Source organism: Klebsiella sp. CN_Kp073 (genome assembly GCF_040065495.2).
GTDB lineage: Bacteria > Pseudomonadota > Gammaproteobacteria > Enterobacterales > Enterobacteriaceae > Klebsiella > Klebsiella aerogenes.
Genome location: NZ_CM198051.1, coordinates 2,821,628 through 2,840,250 on the forward strand (window position 1 = coordinate 2,821,628; position 18,623 = coordinate 2,840,250).

An 18,623-nucleotide genomic window follows, 5' to 3' on the forward strand; every position below is an offset into this window, starting at 1 on the left:
TTCCACGCGTAGGGGGCATTTTCGAAGGACGTTCAGATGTTTGATTTTGCCACGCCAGTCGATCGCCACGGTACCTGGTGCACCCAATGGGATTACGTTGCCGACCGTTTCGGCGCTGCCGACCTGCTGCCGTTCACTATCTCCGATATGGATTTCGCTACCGCCCCTTGTATTATCGACGCCGTCAGCCAGCGCCTGGCGCACGGCGTTTTTGGCTATAGCCGTTGGAAAAACGACGAATTTCTCGGGGCCGTCAGCCACTGGTTCGCCAGCCGTTTTCATAGCCCCATCGACCACGACGCCATCGTTTACGGCCCGTCGGTTATCTACATGGTGGCCGAAATGATTCGGCAATGGTCGAATCCGGGCGACGGCATCGTGGTCCATACTCCGGCTTACGACGCGTTTTACAAAACTATCGACGGCAACCAGCGCCGCATTGCCCCGGTGGCGCTCAAGCTTGATGAGGGTGAGTGGCGTTGCGATATGAACGAACTGGAAGCCGCGCTCGCCCATCCCGACAACCGCATTTTGCTGCTGTGCAGCCCGCACAATCCGACGGGCAAAGTCTGGAGCCGCGATGAACTGACCACCATGGCGCAACTGTGCGCGAAGCATAACGTCCGGGTTATTAGCGATGAAATTCATATGGATATGACCTGGGGCGAACACCATCATACCCCCTGGTGCGCCGTTGCGCAGGGGTCCTGGGCGCTGTTCACGTCGGGCTCAAAAAGCTTCAATATCCCGGCATTTACCGGCGCCTATGGGCTCATCGCCGATACTGCTTCGCGCGATGGCTATCTGCAAGCGCTGAAAGGCCGCGATGGACTCTCTTCTCCGTCGGTTCCGGCGCTGGTCGCGCATATCGCCGCCTATCGTCAGGGCGCGCCATGGCTGGATGCGCTACGCGATTATCTGCAGGAAAACATGCGCTATATCGCCGGGCAGCTGAATCAGGCCTTCCCGCAGCTAAACTGGCAGCCGCCACAGGCCACCTATCTGGCGTGGATCGATCTGCGTCCACTCGGTATCGACGATCGCGCGTTGCAAAAAGCGCTGATTGAAGAGCAAAAACTCGCGATCATGCCGGGTTATACCTATGGCGAAGAGGGTAACGGTTTCATCAGGCTAAATGCCGGATGCCCGCGGGTGAAGCTTGAGAAAGGGGTTCAAGGATTGATTGCCGCTCTGCGGTCATTGCGCCCTGAATTAAAATAATTTTGATATATCTCAAAAACTTTTTAACCACACAGGAGTATTAAAACAACGCTAAACAATCACGTCCGAATGACAATGCAGAGGAGGAAATGATGAAAACCTACGATCGTAACCGTAATGCTATTGATGCCGGCAGCCGGGTCATGGTGGCCGACAGCGGCGCGACGGGAGTGATTAAGGCCATTCATGGCGCCAATAAAAACAGCGAACAGCTGCGCCGCAGTGACTGCGTAGAATTAGACGGTAGTCATGAATTGTATTGCCCATTGAATCTTATTCGCCTGGGCTTTAATTAATTCCAGCGTTGTTGATTTAAGGCCGCCCTGACTGGCGGCCTTTTTCATGAGGCATTCTTCCCGCTTTTGATCTCGTCGAGTGATTCTGAAAGCTAAGCGGCGTATTATCGCGGCTCTTCAAGCCCTTTCGGGGCGAATTACCTTCTGAGTTCAGAGGCATTTCTATGACATGGCAACAATTCAAACAAGCCTGGCTAATTAAGTTTTGGGCGCCAGCGCCTGCGGTGATCGCCGCCGGTATTCTTTCTACTTACTATTTTGGCATTACCGGTACATTCTGGGCAGTCACCGGCGAATTTACCCGCTGGGGCGGCCAACTGCTGCAGATGATGGGCGTTCCGGCCGAAAACTGGGGTTACTACCAATTAATCCATCTCGAAGGTACGCCGTTAACGCGTATCGACGGCATGATGATCCTTGGCATGTTTGGCGGTTGCCTCGCCGCCGCGCTGTGGGCGAATAACGTCAAGCTGCGGATGCCGCGTAGCCGCATTCGCATTTTCCAGGCGCTGGCCGGCGGCATTATCGCTGGCTTCGGCGCCCGGCTGGCAATGGGTTGTAACCTGGCGGCTTTCTTCACCGGGATCCCGCAGTTTTCCCTGCACGCATGGTTCTTCGCCATCGCCACCGCCATCGGGACCTGGTTCGGCGCGCGTTTTACGCTGCTGCCTGTTTTCCGTATTCCGGTCAAAATTGAGAAAGTCTCCGCGGCCTCACCGTTAACTCAAAAACCCGCGCAGGCGCGTCGCCGCTTTCGTCTGGGAATGCTGGTATTTGTCGCTATGATCGGCTGGGGGCTACTGACCGCCGCCAATCAGCCTAAACTGGGCCTGGCCCTGCTGTTCGGCGTTGCTTTTGGCCTGCTCATCGAGCGAGCGCAAATCTGTTTCACCTCCGCCTTTCGCGATATGTGGGTGACCGGGCGCACCTATATGGCCAAAGCAATCATCTTCGGGATGGCGGCTAGCGCTATCGGTATCTTTAGCTATGTACAGCTCGGCATGGAGCCCAAAATCATGTGGGCCGGGCCAAACGCGGTAATTGGCGGCCTGCTGTTCGGTTTTGGCATCGTACTGGCCGGTGGTTGCGAAACCGGTTGGATGTATCGCGCCGTTGAAGGCCAGGTACATTATTGGTGGGTCGGGTTAGGCAACGTTATCGGCTCCACCCTGCTGGCTTACTTCTGGGATGATTTATCGCCGACGCTTGCCACCAACTGGGATAAGATTAACCTGCTGACGACTTTTGGTCCGTTCGGCGGCCTGCTTATCACCTACCTGCTGCTGTTTATCGCGCTGATGTTGGTTATCGCCTGGGAAAAACACTTCTTTCGCCAGAAAAACACTTCGGCGACCCGTATTAAGGATACCGCATGAAAGAGATCGTTCCTGATTACCGCCTCGATATGGTTGGCGAACCTTGCCCCTACCCAGCCGTGGCCACGCTTGAAGCGATGCCGGCACTAAAAAAAGGGGAAATACTGGAAGTGGTGAGCGACTGTCCGCAGTCAATCAACAACATCCCGCACGATGCTAAAAATCACGGCTACACCGTGCTGGATATTCAGCAGGACGGGCCGACAATCCGCTATCTGATTCAAAAGTGACGCGAGGGGCCGGTAGCACGCTACCGGCTGTCATTACTTTCCCGCCATCCAGCGCCGATAACGTTTAGCCTGCCGTTTCGCCGTCAGTTGCGCCGTCAGCAGCGCCCATAGCGGTGAGACCTGCGGCCGCGCCGCGCGGTGGCGGCTTAGCCGCTGCAGCTGATATTTCACCGCCGCCATATGCGCGGTGGCGGCAATGGCCTTGTTCTTCCAGTTACCCTGACGCAGCAGTGGCGCATCGAACTCCCCCTCACGCCAGTACTGCGGCAGACTGGGGACAATCGCCATCGCCGTGGCGATGCCCACCAGCGCAACCCCGCTATTCACCACCCTTTCCGCCACTTCACGCCGCCGCACGCCGCCGGTGACCATTAAAGGAATCGTCGCCACTTCGGCGATCTGCTCGGCAAACTGCAGGAAGTAAGCTTCCCGCGCCAGCGTCCGCTCATCGCGCATGGCGCCCATCATCGCCGGCGCTTCGTAGCTGCCGCCGGAAAGTTCGACCAGATCGACGCCGCTTTCCGCCAGCATTTGCACCACCCTCTTCGCATCGTTAATCGAAAAGCCGCCGCGCTGGAAATCCGCTGAATTGAGTTTGACCGCAACGGTAAAATCCGCCGCCACCGTCTCGCGTACGCCGCGCACGATATCCAGCAGTAGACGGGCGCGATTTTCAATGCTCCCGCCATATCGATCGGTGCGCTGATTACTGAGCGGCGAGAGGAACTGGCTCAGCAAATAACCGTGGGCGGCATGGATTTCGACGCCGTGAAATCCAGCGCGTTCCGCTAACCGGGAGGTGGTGATGAACCGTCGCGTCACATCGGCGATATCATTCTCATCCATGGCCCGCGGCAGGCGAAAGCGCGAAGATTGCGACCCAAGATCCAGCGCCAACGCCGAAGGGGCCAGCGTCTCCTGTCCCAGGCCCGCAGGCATCTGTCGCCCAGGATGATTAATCTGCATCCACACCTGCGCGCCATTCGCCCGCGCCGCCTGCGACCAGGCGCGAAACCTGTCGAGATGTCGTTCATCTTCCAGCACCACGCCCGCCGGGCCGGTCATCGCCCTGGCGTCCACCATCACATTGCCGGTAATAATCACCCCGGCGCCCCCCTGCGCCCAGGCCTTATAGAGAGTGAGTAATTCCGTTGACGGCGCATGATCGGCATCGGCCATATTTTCTTCCATCGCCGCTTTAGCGATGCGGTTGTTAATGACGACGCCAGAGGCCAGTCGCAGCGGAGTAAAGAGTGTCATGTCAGGGCTCCAGTCAGTGTACTGGACAAACCATAACCTTAAAGTTAAGTTTAAGGTCAAGCAGCTTATGAGGAATAAAAATGAACATCGGTACTCTGGCAAAACGCAGCGGCCTTACGCCTTCGCGGATCCGTTATTACGAGCGCGCCGGGATCCTCAAAACCGTGCAGCGTAAAGCCAATGGCTATCGCAGCTATCCGGAAGAGGCGCTGGTGGTGCTGGGATTGATTACTACCGCTCAGGCGGCGGGATTTACTCTTGAAGAAATCGCCGCCCTGTTACCGTCCAATCTCAACCACTGGGACCGACAAACGCTTCTCACCACCCTGCAGCAAAAAGTGGCGGATATTGAAAAACTGGAACAGAAACTCGCGCACAGCAAAGCGCAGCTGGTAAGCGTTATTGATGAGATACAACAGAAGCCGGATGACATTGACTGCGCCGCTAATGCGCGGCGCGTGTTAACTCAGGTGCTGGATGCGCAGAGCCAGACCGCGAGGGAAGAATAGCTACCAACCTTTCACTGCATCACCTTTATACAATTCGGCGGCGGCATTGGCGACTTCGTCGGTCTGATAGGCTTTCACCAGGTTCTTTACCTTTGCGCTGTCTTTATTATCTTCACGGCTGGCGAAGATATTGACGTACGGCGAATTTTTATCCTCAATGAACAGACCATTGCGCGTCGGCGACAGGCCAATCTGGCTGGAAAAGGTGGTATTAATGATAGCCATGGTCACCTGTTTATCATCCAGCGCGCGGGTCAGCTGCGGCGCTTCAATCTCGACGATTTTCAGCTTCTTCGGGTTATTCACGATATCCAGCGCGGTTGGCAGCAGGCCAACCCCCTCTTTCAGCGTGATGAGCCCCTGCTTCTCCAGCAATAACAGTGAGCGTCCAAGGTTGGTTGGGTCGTTAGGCACCGCCACCTGGGCGCCGTCCGGAAGCTGTGAAATGGCGGTGATTTTCTTTGAATAAGCGGCTATCGGATAGACAAATGTGGTACCGACATCTACCAGCTTATAGCCGCGCTCCTGAATCTGTTTATCCAGATAAGGTTTATGCTGGAAAGCATTGATATCGAGATCGCCATTGTTCAGCGCCTCGTTTGGCAGGACGAAGTCATTGAAAGTCACCACCTCAACATCGAGGTTATATTTTTGTTTGGCGACCTTTTGCACCACCGCCCAGACTTGCTGGTCGATCCCCGCGCTAATCCCCACTTTAATATGATTCGGATCCTGATCTTTTGGCCCACAGCCCGCCAGCAGCAATGCGCCAGCGAAAACCAATGAATGCGTCAAATTTTTCAGAGTAAATGCCATTTTCCCAGCGTCCTTTATAAAATAGCCTGCTAACGATGGCAGGAATAGTAGTCCGCGACACTATATAAAAGCGGCATATTAAGATTAAATACTGATTCTCTATGACTAATAGCGAAATGCTATTGATAAGTCGCCGCGCTGTTTTACTCCCTGCCAGTTCAACCGCGATATCTGACGCCGAAGCAATATTTTGTAACACTTGAAACACTGTTCCAACACCATTACACACATTAAAATTAAGCTTATATAATTAGCATTATAATAAATAGATATGTGAACGTTTTATATACACCAACCGTATATGAAGCCGTCTCACGCGCGCACACGACCCACAAGGAAAACCATGGAGCTTCTGGATTTGCTCAGAACCATTTTTGAGCGAGTACGTACTGATGCGGATTTTATTTCATTTACTGAAGTACTTATTGAAAATAACGTCTCTTATTACATTTATTTTGTCGCTACCGGGAATGTGAATTTTGTTATGTCATCAGATACTTTCGTTTCCCTGAAAAGCAACAGAAAGTTGCTGCGTGTTAACTCGCAGGCCTGCAGAACGCTTACCCGAGAAGCTGCGCGACGCCACTTTAGCGGTATCACCCCTTTTGATATCTATTGCGCTGAACTGGCAAATGCAGGGGTATTCAAGTGGGTGGTTGATCTTAATGAAAAAACGCGCCATTACTGGTCAAAAGATAATACGTTATTGCATATGGAAAATATGATTCTGCCCTTTTAATCGCAGAAATTATTAAACGCTCATGCGGATATTCAGGCGGCCCGCAGTTAGTTTTGTGGCGGGCAGCCCATCAGCCGAATTGCGCAACAAAAAGAAAAATGGCTCTTTATTTGCGCAAAAAAAGACTTTGTTCAAGTCATCTCTCTGTATCAACAGGATTTTTTCCCTACTTTTAAACAGTTACATTGCTGATGTATAATATCGTGCACTTCAACTAAAAAACGAGTGCGTCCATGATTGATTCAACTTTGCCTTTAACTGACATTCACCGCCATCTTGACGGCAACATCCGTGCCCAAACCATTCTCGATCTTGGCCGCCAGTTCAATATTACTCTCCCGGCAGACACGCTTGAAACGCTGCGTCCGCATGTGCAGGTCACCAGCAATGAACCAGACCTGGTCAGCTTCCTGGCGAAACTCGATTGGGGCGTGAAGGTGCTGGCTTCTCTGGAAGCCTGCCGGCGTGTTGCCTGGGAAAACGTTGAAGACGCCGCGCGCAACGGCCTGCACTACGTTGAGCTGCGCTTTTCTCCGCGTTATATGGCGATGACCCATCAGCTGCCGGTCGCCGGCGTCGTCGAAGCGGTGATTGCCGGAGTACGTGAAGGCTGCCGTGATTTTGGCGTCGAAGCGCGTCTGATTGGCATCATGAGCCGCACCTTCGGCGAAGCGGCCTGTGAAGAGGAACTCGACGCCCTGCTGGCCCATCGCGATGGTATCACCGCGCTGGATCTGGCTGGCGATGAGCTGGGATTCCCTGGCGCGCTGTTTATGGATCATTTCCGCCGCGCACGTGACGCGGGTTGGCGTATTACCGTCCACGCAGGTGAAGCCGCCGGGCCGGAAAGTATCTGGCAGGCTATTCGTGAACTGGGCGCCGAACGTATCGGTCACGGAGTGAAAGCTGTGCAGGATCCGAAGCTGATGGACTTCCTAGCCGCTGAACGTATTGGCATTGAATCCTGCCTGACATCAAACATCCAGACCAGTACCGTCGCCTCACTGGCGCAGCATCCGCTGAAGACCTTCCTCGATCACGGCGTTCTGGCCTGCATTAACACCGATGATCCGGCGGTACAGGGTGTGGATATCATTCATGAGTACAATGTCGCCGCACCGGCGGCGGGCCTCAGCCGTGCGCAGATCCGCCAGGCGCAAATTAACGGTCTGGAGCTGGCGTTCCTGAGTCGTCAGGAAAAAGAGGCGCTAATGCAACGCGTCCTGCAGGCTCATTAAGTCAAAGCTCCGCCGCACAGGCGGAGTAAGCGGTTAAATCAGGCACAGCGCCGTCCGGTGCCGTGCCGATTCAATCCCCAGCTCAATCAGTTCCATAATCTGAATCGCCTGGCTTGCGGGTACCGGGTTTTCACCGCTGCCGTTGAGCGCATCGCGGATCGCCGCATAATAAGCGGGATAATTTCCCGGCAGCGTCAGCCAGGTTTCCTCGACGTGCTCTTCACCTTCAACGCGGGTCAATATGCCGTCGCGCATATCGTAGCCCCAATCCTCTTGCGGCAGCCGCTCGCCGCTTTTCAAACGCTCTTCCTGCGGATCGAGACCATATTTCACATAGCTTCCTCGTGAACCATGGACGATATAACGCGCCGTTTCCGCCGCCGCCAGCAGCGTACTGTGCAAAATCACGCGTCGTTGCGGATAAATTAACACCGCGTGGAAATAATCCGTCGCCTGAGCGCCGGGGCGCTGCTGCGCCAGATCGACGGCAATACTCACCGGCAGGCCAAACAGATTGACCGCCTGATCCAGCAGATGAGGGCCTAAGTCATACCAGATGCCGCTGCCAGGGCCGCCTAGCTCACGCCAGCGATCGCGAATTTGCGGACGATAGCGATCGAAATGTGATTCAAAGTAACTGACCTCTCCCAATTCCCCAGCGGCAATCAAGGCCTTCAGCGTGAGAAAATCGCTATCCCAGCGCCGGTTGTGAAATACTGATAACAGACGCCCGCGGTTTCTGGCGATAGCATCCAATTCACGCGCTTGTGACAGTGTCACGGTAAAAGGCTTATCAACAATGACGTGTTTGCCCGCCTCCAGCGCCGCCCGCGCCAGCGGAAAATGAGTATCGTTGGGGGTCGGAATGACAATGAGATCGATATCGGGGTCAGCAAAGAGCGAATTCGCGGAAGCCACCACCTGGGTCGCCGGCCAGTCTGCCAGCACTTTCTTCGCGTCGCTACTGACCACAGCCGACAGCGCCATGCCCGGCGTACCGGAAATCAAAGGCGCATGAAATGTCTTGCTTGCATAACCGTAGCCTATCAGCCCTACCCGTATAGCATCACTCATGGCGTCATCCTCACAGGCAACATGACTTTAACTATAAACCGCAATCTTCCACTTATCAGCGTACGGTGTTCATCTTTGCGCCATTTGCGCAATGCATGGGCGGTAGTACTTGCGTTGTTTCCGCGGTTTAGTAACATTTCAGTCCATTTTAACTTTCCGCTTTAGAATTATGACGACTGTTTTTACCCGCATTGTAGAACTTATTGGTTGGGTTGTTTTTGGCGTTTCGGCTGTGCTGTTGGTGGTTGCGCATCAAATCGATGATTATCAGTCCCCGCCTCCGGCCAGCACCGTTCAGGCAAAGTAACGGCAAAAAGTGATACTCGCCGCAAATCTGCAACCGGTTTCAGAAACCGGTTGCAGATTTGTCGCGCCATTCAATACACTCTCTTTATCACTTGATAAGGAGTTTTTTTGATGGGCGCATTTCCGCAAGATTTTCTCTGGGGGGCCGCAACGGCCGCCTACCAGGTTGAAGGCGGGCACGATGCCGATGGCAAAGGCCCTTCTATTTGGGATATCTACTCGCACCAGCCGGGAACCACCTTTCAGGGCACCAATGGTGATATCGCAGTCGATCACTACCATCGTTTTCGTGAAGATGTCGCCCTGATGGCGGAAATGGGGCTCCAAAGCTACCGCTTTTCTATCTCCTGGCCACGGTTATTGCCTCGTGGCCGCGGCGAAGTCAATGAACCCGGCGTACAGTTTTACAGCGATTTGATCGACGAACTGCTGGCGCACAATATCGAACCGATGATCACCCTTTATCACTGGGATTTGCCGCAGGCATTGCAGGACGAAGGCGGTTGGGAGGCCCGCAGCACCGCGGAAGCCTTCGCCGAATACGCGCGTCTGTGCTATCAGCGCTTCGGTTCCAGGGTCAAGCTGTGGGCCACCTTTAACGAAACTATCGTATTTATTGGCCACGGTTATATAAATGGCTGCCATCCACCGGCGGTACGCGACCCGGCGCGCGCCATCCAGGCCTGTCACCATGTCTTTATCGCCCACGCGTTGGCCGTTAAGAGCTTTCGTGAAATGAACATTGACGGTCAGATTGGTTTCGTTAATGTCCTGCAGCCCCATACGCCGTTGACGCCAAGCGCGGAGGATATTAAGGCCACTGCGTTGGCCGATGCTATTCATACCCACTGGTTCTACGATCCGGTACTGAAAGGCGTCTATCCAGACGATTTGCTTCGTCAGGCTCAGGCGCTGTGGAATGTACCGCGCTTCGCCCCGGGCGATGATGCGCTGCTCAAGGAAAACCGCTGTGATTTTATCGGCCTGAATTATTACCGTCGGGAGACGGTCTCCGCCACGCCGCAGGAGGGTCCAGGCGTCGGCGAGTCCGGCGTAGATGGATTATTTTATTTCGTCCGCAATCCGCAAAGTACTTATACTGAATGGGGTTGGGAAATTTGGCCGCAGGGATTAACCGACGGCATCATGATGATAAAAGAGCGCTATGGCGATATCCCAATCTATATCACCGAAAATGGTTTGGGGGCAAAAGATCCGATAATTGACGGTGAAATTGTCGACGATCCGCGAATTGACTATCTGAGTAGCCACATTAATGCGCTGGAAAAAGCAATAGCATTAGGTGCGGATGTCCGTGGTTTTTACCCGTGGTCCTTTATTGACCTGCTAAGCTGGCTCAACGGTTATCAGAAGCAGTACGGTTTTGTCTACGTCGATCACCAGCAGAACCGCGCTCGCAAACGAAAAAAGAGTTATTTCTGGTATCAAAACGTTATTGCCAGCCGAGGCGAACAGCGTTAATCTTCCCTCCCAGGCGCCGTCCGGCGCCTGATCTGGTTGTAGAATATTCTTAAATTTCTTTTTACGATGCCAGGACCCTAATCAGTTCTTGTTTTTAGTATTGGCAACCGAAATAATTCCGCCGGCCCATCAAGAAGGCGCGGTTAGTTGAAACACGGTTTACAGAAAATTGGTAATATTCGACTTAATTCCGATTATTAAATGGATACACAAATGACCGTACAGGATTATTTATTAAAATTCCGCAAAATTAGTTCGCTGGAAAGCCTGGAAAAACTTTTTGATCATCTTAACTATTCTCTCTCTGACACCAATGAAATCGTCAACATGTATCGCGCCGCCGATCACCGCCGCGCCGAGTTAGTCTCTGGCGGAAAACTGTTCGATGTAGGCCAGGTGCCGAAGTCGGTATGGCGTTACGTGCAATAAAGGCTGTTATCATTCACGCCAGTTGCTTATACTTCCCGCCCTGAAATTAACTAACTGGCGTTGAATCCGGGGGTTACGATGTCCTCTCAATCTGCAGAACGTATCGGCGGCTGGCTACTGGCGCCGCTGGCGTGGTTACTGCTCGCGCTGTTCAGCACCTCTCTATCATTAATACTGTACGCGAATGCGCTGATGGCGCCGCAGACCTGGGCATTGCTGAAAGCAATGAGCTTCGGCCACCTGGCGCTATGGCTGGCTTCCCTGCTGTTCGCCGTCGCGATGTGGTATTATACCCTGTGGCTGACAATCGCTTTTTTCAAACGCCGCGCGGTGGTACCTAAGCACTACATTATCTGGCTGCTTATTTCTCTGCTGCTGGCGATTAAGGCGTTCGCTTTTTCGCCGATTTCGGATCTTCTGGCCATGCGCCAGCTGTTGTTTCCGTTGCTTGCCGCAGCGTTGTTTGCGCCCTATTTTCGACGCTCTGCGCGGGTTAAGCGGACCTTCGTCAATCCGTAATAACCACACAGTTCACCTGTTGTCGCCGGTATCGATTTATTCGATAATAGGCGGCTTTTTTTCGTTTCAGGTCCAATAATGGCTGATTATTTACTGCTCTTTGTCGGTACTGTCCTTGTTAATAACTTCGTGCTGGTGAAGTTTCTTGGATTGTGCCCGTTTATGGGGGTTTCCAAAAAGCTGGAAACCGCTATGGGGATGGGACTGGCCACCACCTTCGTGATGACGCTGGCCTCGATTTGCGCCTGGTTGATTGATACCTGGATCCTTATCCCGCTGAACCTTGTTTATCTGCGCACCCTGGCCTTTATCCTGGTCATCGCAGTGGTGGTGCAATTTACCGAGATGGTGGTCCGTAAAACCAGTCCGGCGCTGTATCGTCTGCTGGGGATCTTCCTGCCGTTAATCACCACCAACTGCGCGGTGCTGGGCGTGGCATTGCTGAATATTAACCTCGGGCATAATTTCCTGCAGTCCGCGCTGTACGGTTTCGCCGCTGCCGTCGGTTTCTCGCTGGTGATGGTGTTATTCGCCGCCATTCGCGAACGCCTGGTGGTTGCCGATGTTCCCGCGCCGTTTCGCGGTAACGCGATTGCGCTGGTGACCGCTGGATTAATGTCACTGGCATTCATGGGCTTTAGTGGTTTGGTGAAGTTGTAATGAGCGCTGTCTGGATAGCCGTGATCGCCATCAGCCTGCTCGGGCTGATCTTCGGCTTAATACTGGGATACGCGTCGCGCCGTTTTGCGGTGGAAGACGACCCGGTGGTAGAAAAAATTGATGAACTGCTGCCGCAAAGCCAATGCGGTCAGTGCGGTTTTCCGGGCTGCCGTCCCTACGCGGAAGCCGTAGGCACCCAGGGTGAAAAAATCAACCGCTGCGCACCCGGCGGCGAAGCAGTCATGTTAAAAATCGCCGCGTTATTGAATGTCGATCCGCAGCCTATTGACGGCGACGAGCAGCAGCAAGAGCCGGTTCGCATGTTGGCGGTGATTGATGAAGCCAACTGCATTGGCTGCACCAAATGTATTCAGGCCTGTCCGGTCGATGCCATCGTTGGCGCGACCCGCGCCATGCATACGGTAATGAGCGACCTGTGTACCGGCTGTAATCTCTGTGTGGCCCCCTGCCCGACTCAGTGTATTGACCTGCGTCCAGTCGCCCAGACCACCGAAACCTGGAAATGGGACCTGCAAACCATCCCAGTACGCAATATTCCTGTGGAACAACATGTTTAAGTTATTTTCCGCTTTCCGAAAAGACAAGATCTGGGATTTCAACGGCGGTATTCATCCGCCGGAAATGAAAACTCAGTCCAACGGCACGCCGCTGCGTCAGGTTCCTCTGCCGCAGCGTTTCGTCATTCCGCTGAAGCAGCATATCGGTGCTGAAGGCGAACTGTGCGTACAACCGGGCGATAAGGTTCTGCGCGGCCAACCGTTGACCCGCGGTTTTGGCAGAATGCTGCCGGTCCATGCCCCAACTTCCGGGACGGTGACGGCCATCGAGCCTCACTCGACCGCCCATCCTTCCGCGCTGGCGGAACTGAGCGTTATTATCGACGCCGATGGCGATGACTGCTGGATCGAGCGCGACGGCTGGAGCGACTACCACAACAAATCGCGTGAAGAACTGATCGAGCGTATCCACCAGTTTGGCGTTGCCGGGCTAGGCGGCGCCGGCTTCCCCACGGGAACAAAACTGCGCGGCGGCGGTGATAAAATCGACACCCTGATTATCAATGCCGCGGAATGCGAACCCTATATCACCGCCGACGATCGCCTGATGCAGGACTGCGCGGCGCAGGTCGTTGAAGGGATCCGCATCCTTGCGCATATTTTGCAGCCCAAACAGGTGCTGATTGGTATAGAAGATAATAAACCGCAGGCCATTTCCATGCTGCGCGCGGTATTATCCGACGCCCATGGCATAGCGCTGCGGGTGATCCCAACGAAATATCCCTCCGGCGGCGCGAAGCAGCTCACGCAAATTCTTACCGGTAAGCAGGTGCCGCACGGAGGCCGCTCCTCCGATATTGGCGTCCTGATGCAGAACGTTGGTACCGCTTATGCTGTTAAACGCGCGGTTATTGACGGCGAGCCGTTAACCGAGCGCGTCGTCACTTTAACCGGCGAAGCGATTAGCCGTCCGGGCAACGTTTGGGCGCGCCTTGGTACGCCGGTGCGTCATCTGCTGAGCGATGCCGGTTTCTGCGCCAGCGCGGAGCCGATGGTCATCATGGGCGGGCCGCTGATGGGCTTCACTTTGCCCTGGCTTGACGTTCCTGTCGTGAAAATCACTAACTGCCTGCTGGCGCCGTCGATAACTGAGATGGGCGAAACGCAGGAAGAACAAGGCTGTATCCGCTGCAGCGCCTGTGCGGATGCCTGCCCGGCAGATCTACTCCCCCAGCAGCTGTATTGGTTCAGTAAAGGCCAGCAGCACGACAAAGCCACTACCCATAACTTAGCGGACTGCATCGAATGCGGCGCCTGCGCCTGGGTTTGTCCCAGCAATATTCCACTGGTGCAATATTTCCGCCAGGAAAAAGCGGAAATAGCCGCCATTCGCCTGGAAGAACAGCGCGCCGCCGAAGCGAAAGCTCGTTTTGAAGCGCGACAGGCGCGTCTTGAACGTGAAAAAGCCGCGCGTCAGGAGCGGCACAAAAAAGCGGCCGTACAACCGGCGGCAAAAGATCAGGATGCCATTAACGCCGCGCTGGCCCGCGTACGCGATAAGCAGCGTGACGCGGCGCAGCCGATTGTCATTCAGTCCGGCAGCAAACCGGACAACAGCGAAGCGATTGCCGCCCGCGAAGCGCGTAAGGCCGAGGCTCGGGCGCGCAAAGCCGAACAGCAAGCCGCTGTTGAATCAACAGCCGAAGCAAGCGATCCGCGCAAAGCGGCCGTTGAGGCCGCTATCGCCCGTGCCAAAGCGCGCAAAGCCGCGCAGCAGGCTGAGAACGTCGCACCTTCTGCCGAAAGTGAAACACCGGTTGAGGCTGTCCCCGCGGTCGACCCGCGTAAAGCCGCCGTTGAAGCCGCTATCGCCCGTGCCAAAGCGCGTAAGGCCGCACAGCAGGTTGAGAACGTCGCAACTTCTGCCGAAAGTGAAACACCGGTTGAGGCTGCCCCCGCGGTCGACCCGCGTAAAGCCGCCGTTGAAGCCGCTATCGTCCGTGCAAAAGCGCGTAAGGCCGCACAGCAAGTTGAAAGCGCAGCACCTTCTGCCGAAAGTGAAACACTGGTTGAGGCTGCCCCCGTGGTCGACCCGCGTAAAGCCGCCGTTGAGGCCGCTATCGCCCGTGCCAAAGCGCGAAAGGCAGCACAACAAGCAGAACAACAATCCGCGCCGGATGCCGCCAATGACGATCCGCGTAAGGCGGCCGTCGCGGCAGCTATCGCTCGCGTTCAGGCGCGTAAAGCAACACAGCAGGCAGTTAACGAGGAATAAATGGTTTTCAGAATCGCAAGCTCCCCTTATACCCACAACCAGCGCCAGACCTCGCGAATTATGCTAGTGGTGCTGCTGGCGGCGATCCCTGGTATTATCGTCCAGAGCTGGTTTTTCGGCTGGGGTACCCTGTTGCAGATTATCCTCGCGGCCTTCACCGCATGGGGAACCGAAGCGGCTATTCTCAAGTTGCGCAAACAAAATATTGCGGCAACCCTTGCGGATAACTCCGCCCTGCTGACCGGGCTGTTGCTGGCCGTCAGTATTCCGCCGCTGGCGCCGTGGTGGATGGTGGTGTTAGGCACCGCCTTTGCGGTAGTCATTGCCAAGCAACTGTACGGCGGATTAGGGCATAACCCCTTTAACCCGGCGATGATCGGCTATGTTGTTCTGCTGATCTCTTTCCCGGTGCAGATGACCTCCTGGTTACCACCGCATGAGATTGCCGCTCAGGTGCCTGGTTTTATGGATGCGCTGCAGGTTATTTTCAGCGGCCATACCGCCAGCGGCGGCGATATGAACAGCCTGCGTATGGGAATCGACGGTATCAGCCAGGCCACGCCGCTGGATACGTTTAAAACGTCCCTGCATGCCGGACACAGCGCAAAAGAGATCCTGCAGTATCCAATTTACGGCGGCCAACTGGCTGGTCTCGGCTGGCAGTGGGTTAACCTCGCCTGGCTGGCTGGCGGTCTGTTCCTGCTTTGGCAAAAAACCATTCGCTGGCATATTCCGGTAAGCTTCCTGTTAAGCCTTGCCGTTTGCGCCACTCTCGGCTGGATTTTCTCACCGGAAAGCCTGGCATCGCCGCAGATGCATCTGCTTTCCGGCGCCACCATGCTTGGAGCGTTCTTTATCCTTACCGATCCGGTGACGGCATCCACTACCAACCGCGGACGCCTGATTTTCGGCGCGCTGGCAGGTTTACTGGTGTGGCTAATCCGCAGCTTCGGCGGTTATCCGGACGGCGTCGCCTTCGCCGTGCTGCTGGCGAATATTACCGTCCCATTGATTGACTACTACACGCGTCCGCGCGTGTATGGCCACCGTTGAGGAGTCGCGATGTTAAATAGCATGCGTAAACACGGCATCACGCTGGCGCTCTTTGCCGCTGGCTCTACCGGACTGACGGCCGCCATCAATGAATTAACCAAGAACACCATTGAGCAGCAGGCCGCGCTACAGCAAAAGGCCCTGTTCGATCAGGTCCTGCCAGCGGAGAGTTATAATAACGATCTGCTGAAAAGCTGTTATCTGGTGACCGCGCCGCAGTTAGGCAAAGGTCAGCATAAAGTATGGATTGCAAAGAATAACGATGCGCCGGTCGGCGCGGTGATGGAAGCCACGGCGCCGGATGGTTATTCCGGGGCGATTCAACTGCTGGTCGCAGCTGACTTTAAAGGCACCGTTCTCGGCTCACGCGTCACCGAGCATCATGAGACCCCCGGGCTCGGTGATAAGATTGAACTGCGTATTTCTGACTGGATCACCCACTTCAGCGGCAAGGTTATCCATGGCCAAAATGATAGCCACTGGGCGGTGAAAAAAGACGGTGGTGATTTCGACCAATTCACCGGCGCGACCATTACCCCACGCGCGGTGGTAAACGCCGTTAAACGCGCGGGACTGTATGCGCAAACGCTGCCCGCGCATATCCCTGAATTCACCGCCTGCGGAGACTAAGCCATGAGCGAAGTAAAAGACGTCATTGTTCAAGGGTTGTGGAAGAATAACTCGGCGCTGGTCCAGCTGCTGGGGATGTGTCCCCTGCTTGCGGTTACCTCGACGGCTACCAATGCCCTGGGTCTCGGTCTGGCGACCACGCTGGTGCTGACGCTCACCAACCTCACCATTTCCAGCCTGCGCCGTTGGACACCGGCGGAGATCCGTATTCCGATCTACGTGATGATTATCGCCTCGGTAGTCAGCGTGGTACAAATGCTTATCAACGCCTACGCTTTCGGCCTGTATCAATCGCTGGGTATCTTCATTCCGCTTATCGTGACTAACTGTATCGTGGTGGGGCGCGCCGAAGCGTTCGCCGCCAAAAAAGGACCGGCGCTGTCGGCGCTCGATGGTTTTTCCATTGGTATGGGCGCGACCTGCGCCATGTTTGTGCTGGGGTCGCTGCGCGAAATAATCGGTAATGGCACGCTGTTTGATGGCGCCGATAGCTTATTAGGCAGTTGGGCGAAAGTCCTGCGCATTGAAGTTTTCCATACCGATACGCCGTTCCTGCTGGCGATGCTACCGCCTGGCGCTTTCATTGGCCTCGGTATGATGCTGGCGGTAAAATACCTCATCGATGAGCGTACTAAGCAGCGTAAGGCGAAAGCGGCGCAGGCCGTCTCCGTCGCCCCAACTGATGTGACAGGGAAAGCGTAAGATGAATAAAGCCAAACGCCTAGAGATCCTGACCAGGCTGCGGGATAACGACCCGCACCCAACCACTGAACTCAATTTCACGTCACCGTTCGAGCTACTTATTGCGGTGCTGCTGTCAGCGCAGGCCACTGATGTTAGCGTCAACAAAGCTACTGCGAAGCTCTATCCGGTCGCCAATACGCCGGCGGCGATGCTGGAGCTTGGCGTTGACGGCGTGAAGTCCTATATCAAAACCATTGGTTTGTTTAATAGTAAAGCCGAAAACGTCATTAAGACCTGCCGCATCTTACTGGAGAAACATAACGGTGAGGTGCCGGAAGACCGGGCGGCGCTGGAAGCGCTACCAGGAGTCGGTCGTAAGACCGCCAATGTCGTGCTGAATACCGCTTTTGGCTGGCCGACTATTGCCGTCGACACCCATATCTTCCGCGTTTGCAATCGGACACAATTTGCTCCCGGTAAGAACGTTGAACAAGTCGAAGAAAAGTTGTTAAAGGTGGTTCCGGCGGAGTTTAAAGTTGACTGTCACCACTGGCTTATTCTTCACGGCCGTTACACTTGCGTCGCGCGAAAACCGCGCTGCGGTTCCTGCCTGATAGAAGATTTGTGCGAGTATAAAGAGAAGGTTGAGTCCTGATTTTTGCATATCTGCTGAATATTACCGTCCTCGTCAGTCACCGCTATTTTCACCAACGATCGCCCGGATCCATAACCTAACCTGTGGTTATGGTTCTATTTTTCATCAATCACACCGACAATGACTCCATACTTTTGCCATTTAGATGGATAATTATGCGGTTATATAACCAGCAATCAGCGCAATCGTTTTTTACCGCTGAAAATTTTCTATGTATTTGTGATCAAGATCATCCACGCAACTCGTCGTTAAATTACTGTTGCAAAAATGCTGAAAAAAGCCAGCAATTTCAATATCAGAGCCTCAGTCACCAGGAGAATAGCCTGCTTATTTTTAGGAATATAGGCCATCCCACTACCTTCAAGGTCAAAAAGCAGAATATATCGCCTTTATCCCCACGATGGCCGCCCGGCGCAGATTAAAATATCAGGTTTAACGAAAAGGTGAAATTTAACTCTGTATAACATTTGTATGACTGGCTAATTATAGTAGCTTGGTTATGTGTAACAGAGTATTACAAAGCTATTGCCTGATGGGGCAGGATAGTGAACATTACTTGCCGTTTTCCCTCCAAGAATAACTATAAAGGCGGCGGTCCTCCGGGATTGCGCCCCAAACAGCCCCCGTTAATATGGGATGTAAAAAAAGAGGTA

General features: G+C 54.4%; 21 protein-coding genes. 18 read left to right on the forward strand and 3 right to left on the reverse strand.

Features of this window, described 5'->3' with window-relative positions:
* Positions 1 to 36: 36 nt before the first annotated feature.
* The 4 genes from ABLV66_RS13595 (at position 37) to yedF (ending at position 3,123) form a co-directional block, all read left to right on the forward strand.
* Positions 37 to 1,221, forward strand: a complete 1,185-nt coding sequence (locus ABLV66_RS13595; RefSeq protein ID WP_047042823.1) for a MalY/PatB family protein — start codon at positions 37 to 39, stop codon at positions 1,219 to 1,221.
* Positions 1,222 to 1,313: 92 nt separating this feature from the next.
* Complete coding sequence (ydfZ, locus tag ABLV66_RS13600) at positions 1,314 to 1,517, forward strand: putative selenium delivery protein YdfZ (protein WP_015705242.1); 204 nt, start codon at positions 1,314 to 1,316, stop codon at positions 1,515 to 1,517.
* Positions 1,518 to 1,681: 164 nt separating this feature from the next.
* The gene (yedE, locus tag ABLV66_RS13605; RefSeq protein ID WP_348877174.1) at positions 1,682 to 2,893 is read left to right on the forward strand and encodes a selenium metabolism membrane protein YedE/FdhT; all 1,212 of its coding nucleotides are present in this window, start codon (positions 1,682 to 1,684) and stop codon (positions 2,891 to 2,893) included.
* Complete coding sequence (gene yedF, locus ABLV66_RS13610) at positions 2,890 to 3,123, forward strand: sulfurtransferase-like selenium metabolism protein YedF (RefSeq protein ID WP_015366840.1); 234 nt, start codon at positions 2,890 to 2,892, stop codon at positions 3,121 to 3,123. Before yedE ends, yedF begins: the two co-directional genes overlap by 4 nt.
* Positions 3,124 to 3,156: 33 nt before the next feature.
* Here the strand turns inward: yedF and ABLV66_RS13615 are convergent, their stop codons facing one another.
* Positions 3,157 to 4,383, reverse strand: coding sequence for an NADH:flavin oxidoreductase/NADH oxidase family protein (locus ABLV66_RS13615; RefSeq protein ID WP_047077711.1), 1,227 nt, complete (start codon positions 4,381 to 4,383; stop codon positions 3,157 to 3,159).
* An 80-nt stretch (positions 4,384 to 4,463) separates the two neighbouring features.
* Between ABLV66_RS13615 and ABLV66_RS13620 the strand changes: the two genes are divergently transcribed.
* On the forward strand, positions 4,464 to 4,892 hold the full coding sequence (locus ABLV66_RS13620; protein ID WP_047077710.1) for a MerR family transcriptional regulator: 429 nt from the start codon (positions 4,464 to 4,466) through the stop codon (positions 4,890 to 4,892).
* On the opposite strand, the gene metQ is transcribed toward ABLV66_RS13620, so the two are convergent.
* On the reverse strand, positions 4,893 to 5,708 hold the full coding sequence (gene metQ / locus ABLV66_RS13625) for a methionine ABC transporter substrate-binding lipoprotein MetQ (RefSeq protein WP_289576453.1): 816 nt from the start codon (positions 5,706 to 5,708) through the stop codon (positions 4,893 to 4,895).
* Between the two features lie 343 nt (positions 5,709 to 6,051).
* Between metQ and ABLV66_RS13630 the strand changes: the two genes are divergently transcribed.
* Together ABLV66_RS13630 and add are read left to right on the forward strand one after the other, a co-directional pair.
* Positions 6,052 to 6,447, forward strand: a complete 396-nt coding sequence (locus tag ABLV66_RS13630) for a DUF1398 domain-containing protein (RefSeq protein WP_045392431.1) — start codon at positions 6,052 to 6,054, stop codon at positions 6,445 to 6,447.
* A gap of 233 nt (positions 6,448 to 6,680) precedes the next feature.
* Positions 6,681 to 7,685 (forward strand): adenosine deaminase, encoded by a 1,005-nt coding sequence (add, locus tag ABLV66_RS13635; RefSeq protein WP_045392433.1) that lies wholly within the window; start codon positions 6,681 to 6,683, stop codon positions 7,683 to 7,685.
* 33 nt (positions 7,686 to 7,718) lie between these two features.
* Here add and ABLV66_RS13640 read toward each other — a convergent pair whose 3' ends face one another.
* A complete protein-coding gene (locus ABLV66_RS13640; protein ID WP_348877173.1) occupies positions 7,719 to 8,759 on the reverse strand; it encodes an oxidoreductase in 1,041 nt (346 codons plus the stop codon).
* Between the two features lie 169 nt (positions 8,760 to 8,928).
* On the opposite strand from ABLV66_RS13640, the gene blr reads away from it, so the two are divergent.
* The 11 genes from blr to nth all read left to right on the forward strand — a co-directional run bounded on the left by blr (position 8,929) and on the right by nth (position 17,970).
* Positions 8,929 to 9,066 carry a division septum protein Blr gene (blr, locus tag ABLV66_RS13645; protein WP_015366847.1) on the forward strand — a complete coding sequence of 46 codons (138 nt, stop codon included), beginning with the start codon at positions 8,929 to 8,931 and terminating at the stop codon, positions 9,064 to 9,066.
* Between the two features lie 110 nt (positions 9,067 to 9,176).
* Positions 9,177 to 10,547, forward strand: coding sequence for a GH1 family beta-glucosidase (locus ABLV66_RS13650; RefSeq protein ID WP_289576902.1), 1,371 nt, complete (start codon positions 9,177 to 9,179; stop codon positions 10,545 to 10,547).
* Positions 10,548 to 10,760: 213 nt separating this feature from the next.
* Positions 10,761 to 10,976 carry a transcription modulator YdgT gene (gene ydgT, locus ABLV66_RS13655; protein WP_015366849.1) on the forward strand — a complete coding sequence of 72 codons (216 nt, stop codon included), beginning with the start codon at positions 10,761 to 10,763 and terminating at the stop codon, positions 10,974 to 10,976.
* A gap of 78 nt (positions 10,977 to 11,054) precedes the next feature.
* A complete protein-coding gene (locus ABLV66_RS13660; protein WP_047042807.1) occupies positions 11,055 to 11,495 on the forward strand; it encodes a DUF2569 domain-containing protein in 441 nt (146 codons plus the stop codon).
* 78 nt (positions 11,496 to 11,573) lie between these two features.
* Positions 11,574 to 12,155: an electron transport complex subunit RsxA gene (rsxA, locus tag ABLV66_RS13665; RefSeq protein WP_015366851.1), complete on the forward strand. Its 582-nt coding sequence runs from the start codon at positions 11,574 to 11,576 to the stop codon at positions 12,153 to 12,155.
* Positions 12,155 to 12,733, forward strand: a complete 579-nt coding sequence (rsxB, locus tag ABLV66_RS13670; RefSeq protein WP_045392444.1) for an electron transport complex subunit RsxB — start codon at positions 12,155 to 12,157, stop codon at positions 12,731 to 12,733. Before rsxA ends, rsxB begins: the two co-directional genes overlap by 1 nt.
* On the forward strand, positions 12,726 to 14,948 hold the full coding sequence (gene rsxC, locus ABLV66_RS13675) for an electron transport complex subunit RsxC (protein WP_348877172.1): 2,223 nt from the start codon (positions 12,726 to 12,728) through the stop codon (positions 14,946 to 14,948). Before rsxB ends, rsxC begins: the two co-directional genes overlap by 8 nt.
* The gene (gene rsxD / locus ABLV66_RS13680) at positions 14,949 to 16,001 is read left to right on the forward strand and encodes an electron transport complex subunit RsxD (protein ID WP_316422196.1); all 1,053 of its coding nucleotides are present in this window, start codon (positions 14,949 to 14,951) and stop codon (positions 15,999 to 16,001) included.
* A 9-nt stretch (positions 16,002 to 16,010) separates the two neighbouring features.
* Positions 16,011 to 16,631 (forward strand): electron transport complex subunit RsxG, encoded by a 621-nt coding sequence (rsxG, locus tag ABLV66_RS13685; RefSeq protein ID WP_063447909.1) that lies wholly within the window; start codon positions 16,011 to 16,013, stop codon positions 16,629 to 16,631.
* A 3-nt stretch (positions 16,632 to 16,634) separates the two neighbouring features.
* Positions 16,635 to 17,333, forward strand: a complete 699-nt coding sequence (locus ABLV66_RS13690; protein WP_015366856.1) for an electron transport complex subunit E — start codon at positions 16,635 to 16,637, stop codon at positions 17,331 to 17,333.
* Position 17,334: 1 nt separating this feature from the next.
* Positions 17,335 to 17,970, forward strand: a complete 636-nt coding sequence (gene nth / locus ABLV66_RS13695) for an endonuclease III (protein WP_045392454.1) — start codon at positions 17,335 to 17,337, stop codon at positions 17,968 to 17,970.
* Positions 17,971 to 18,623: the final 653 nt, after the last annotated feature.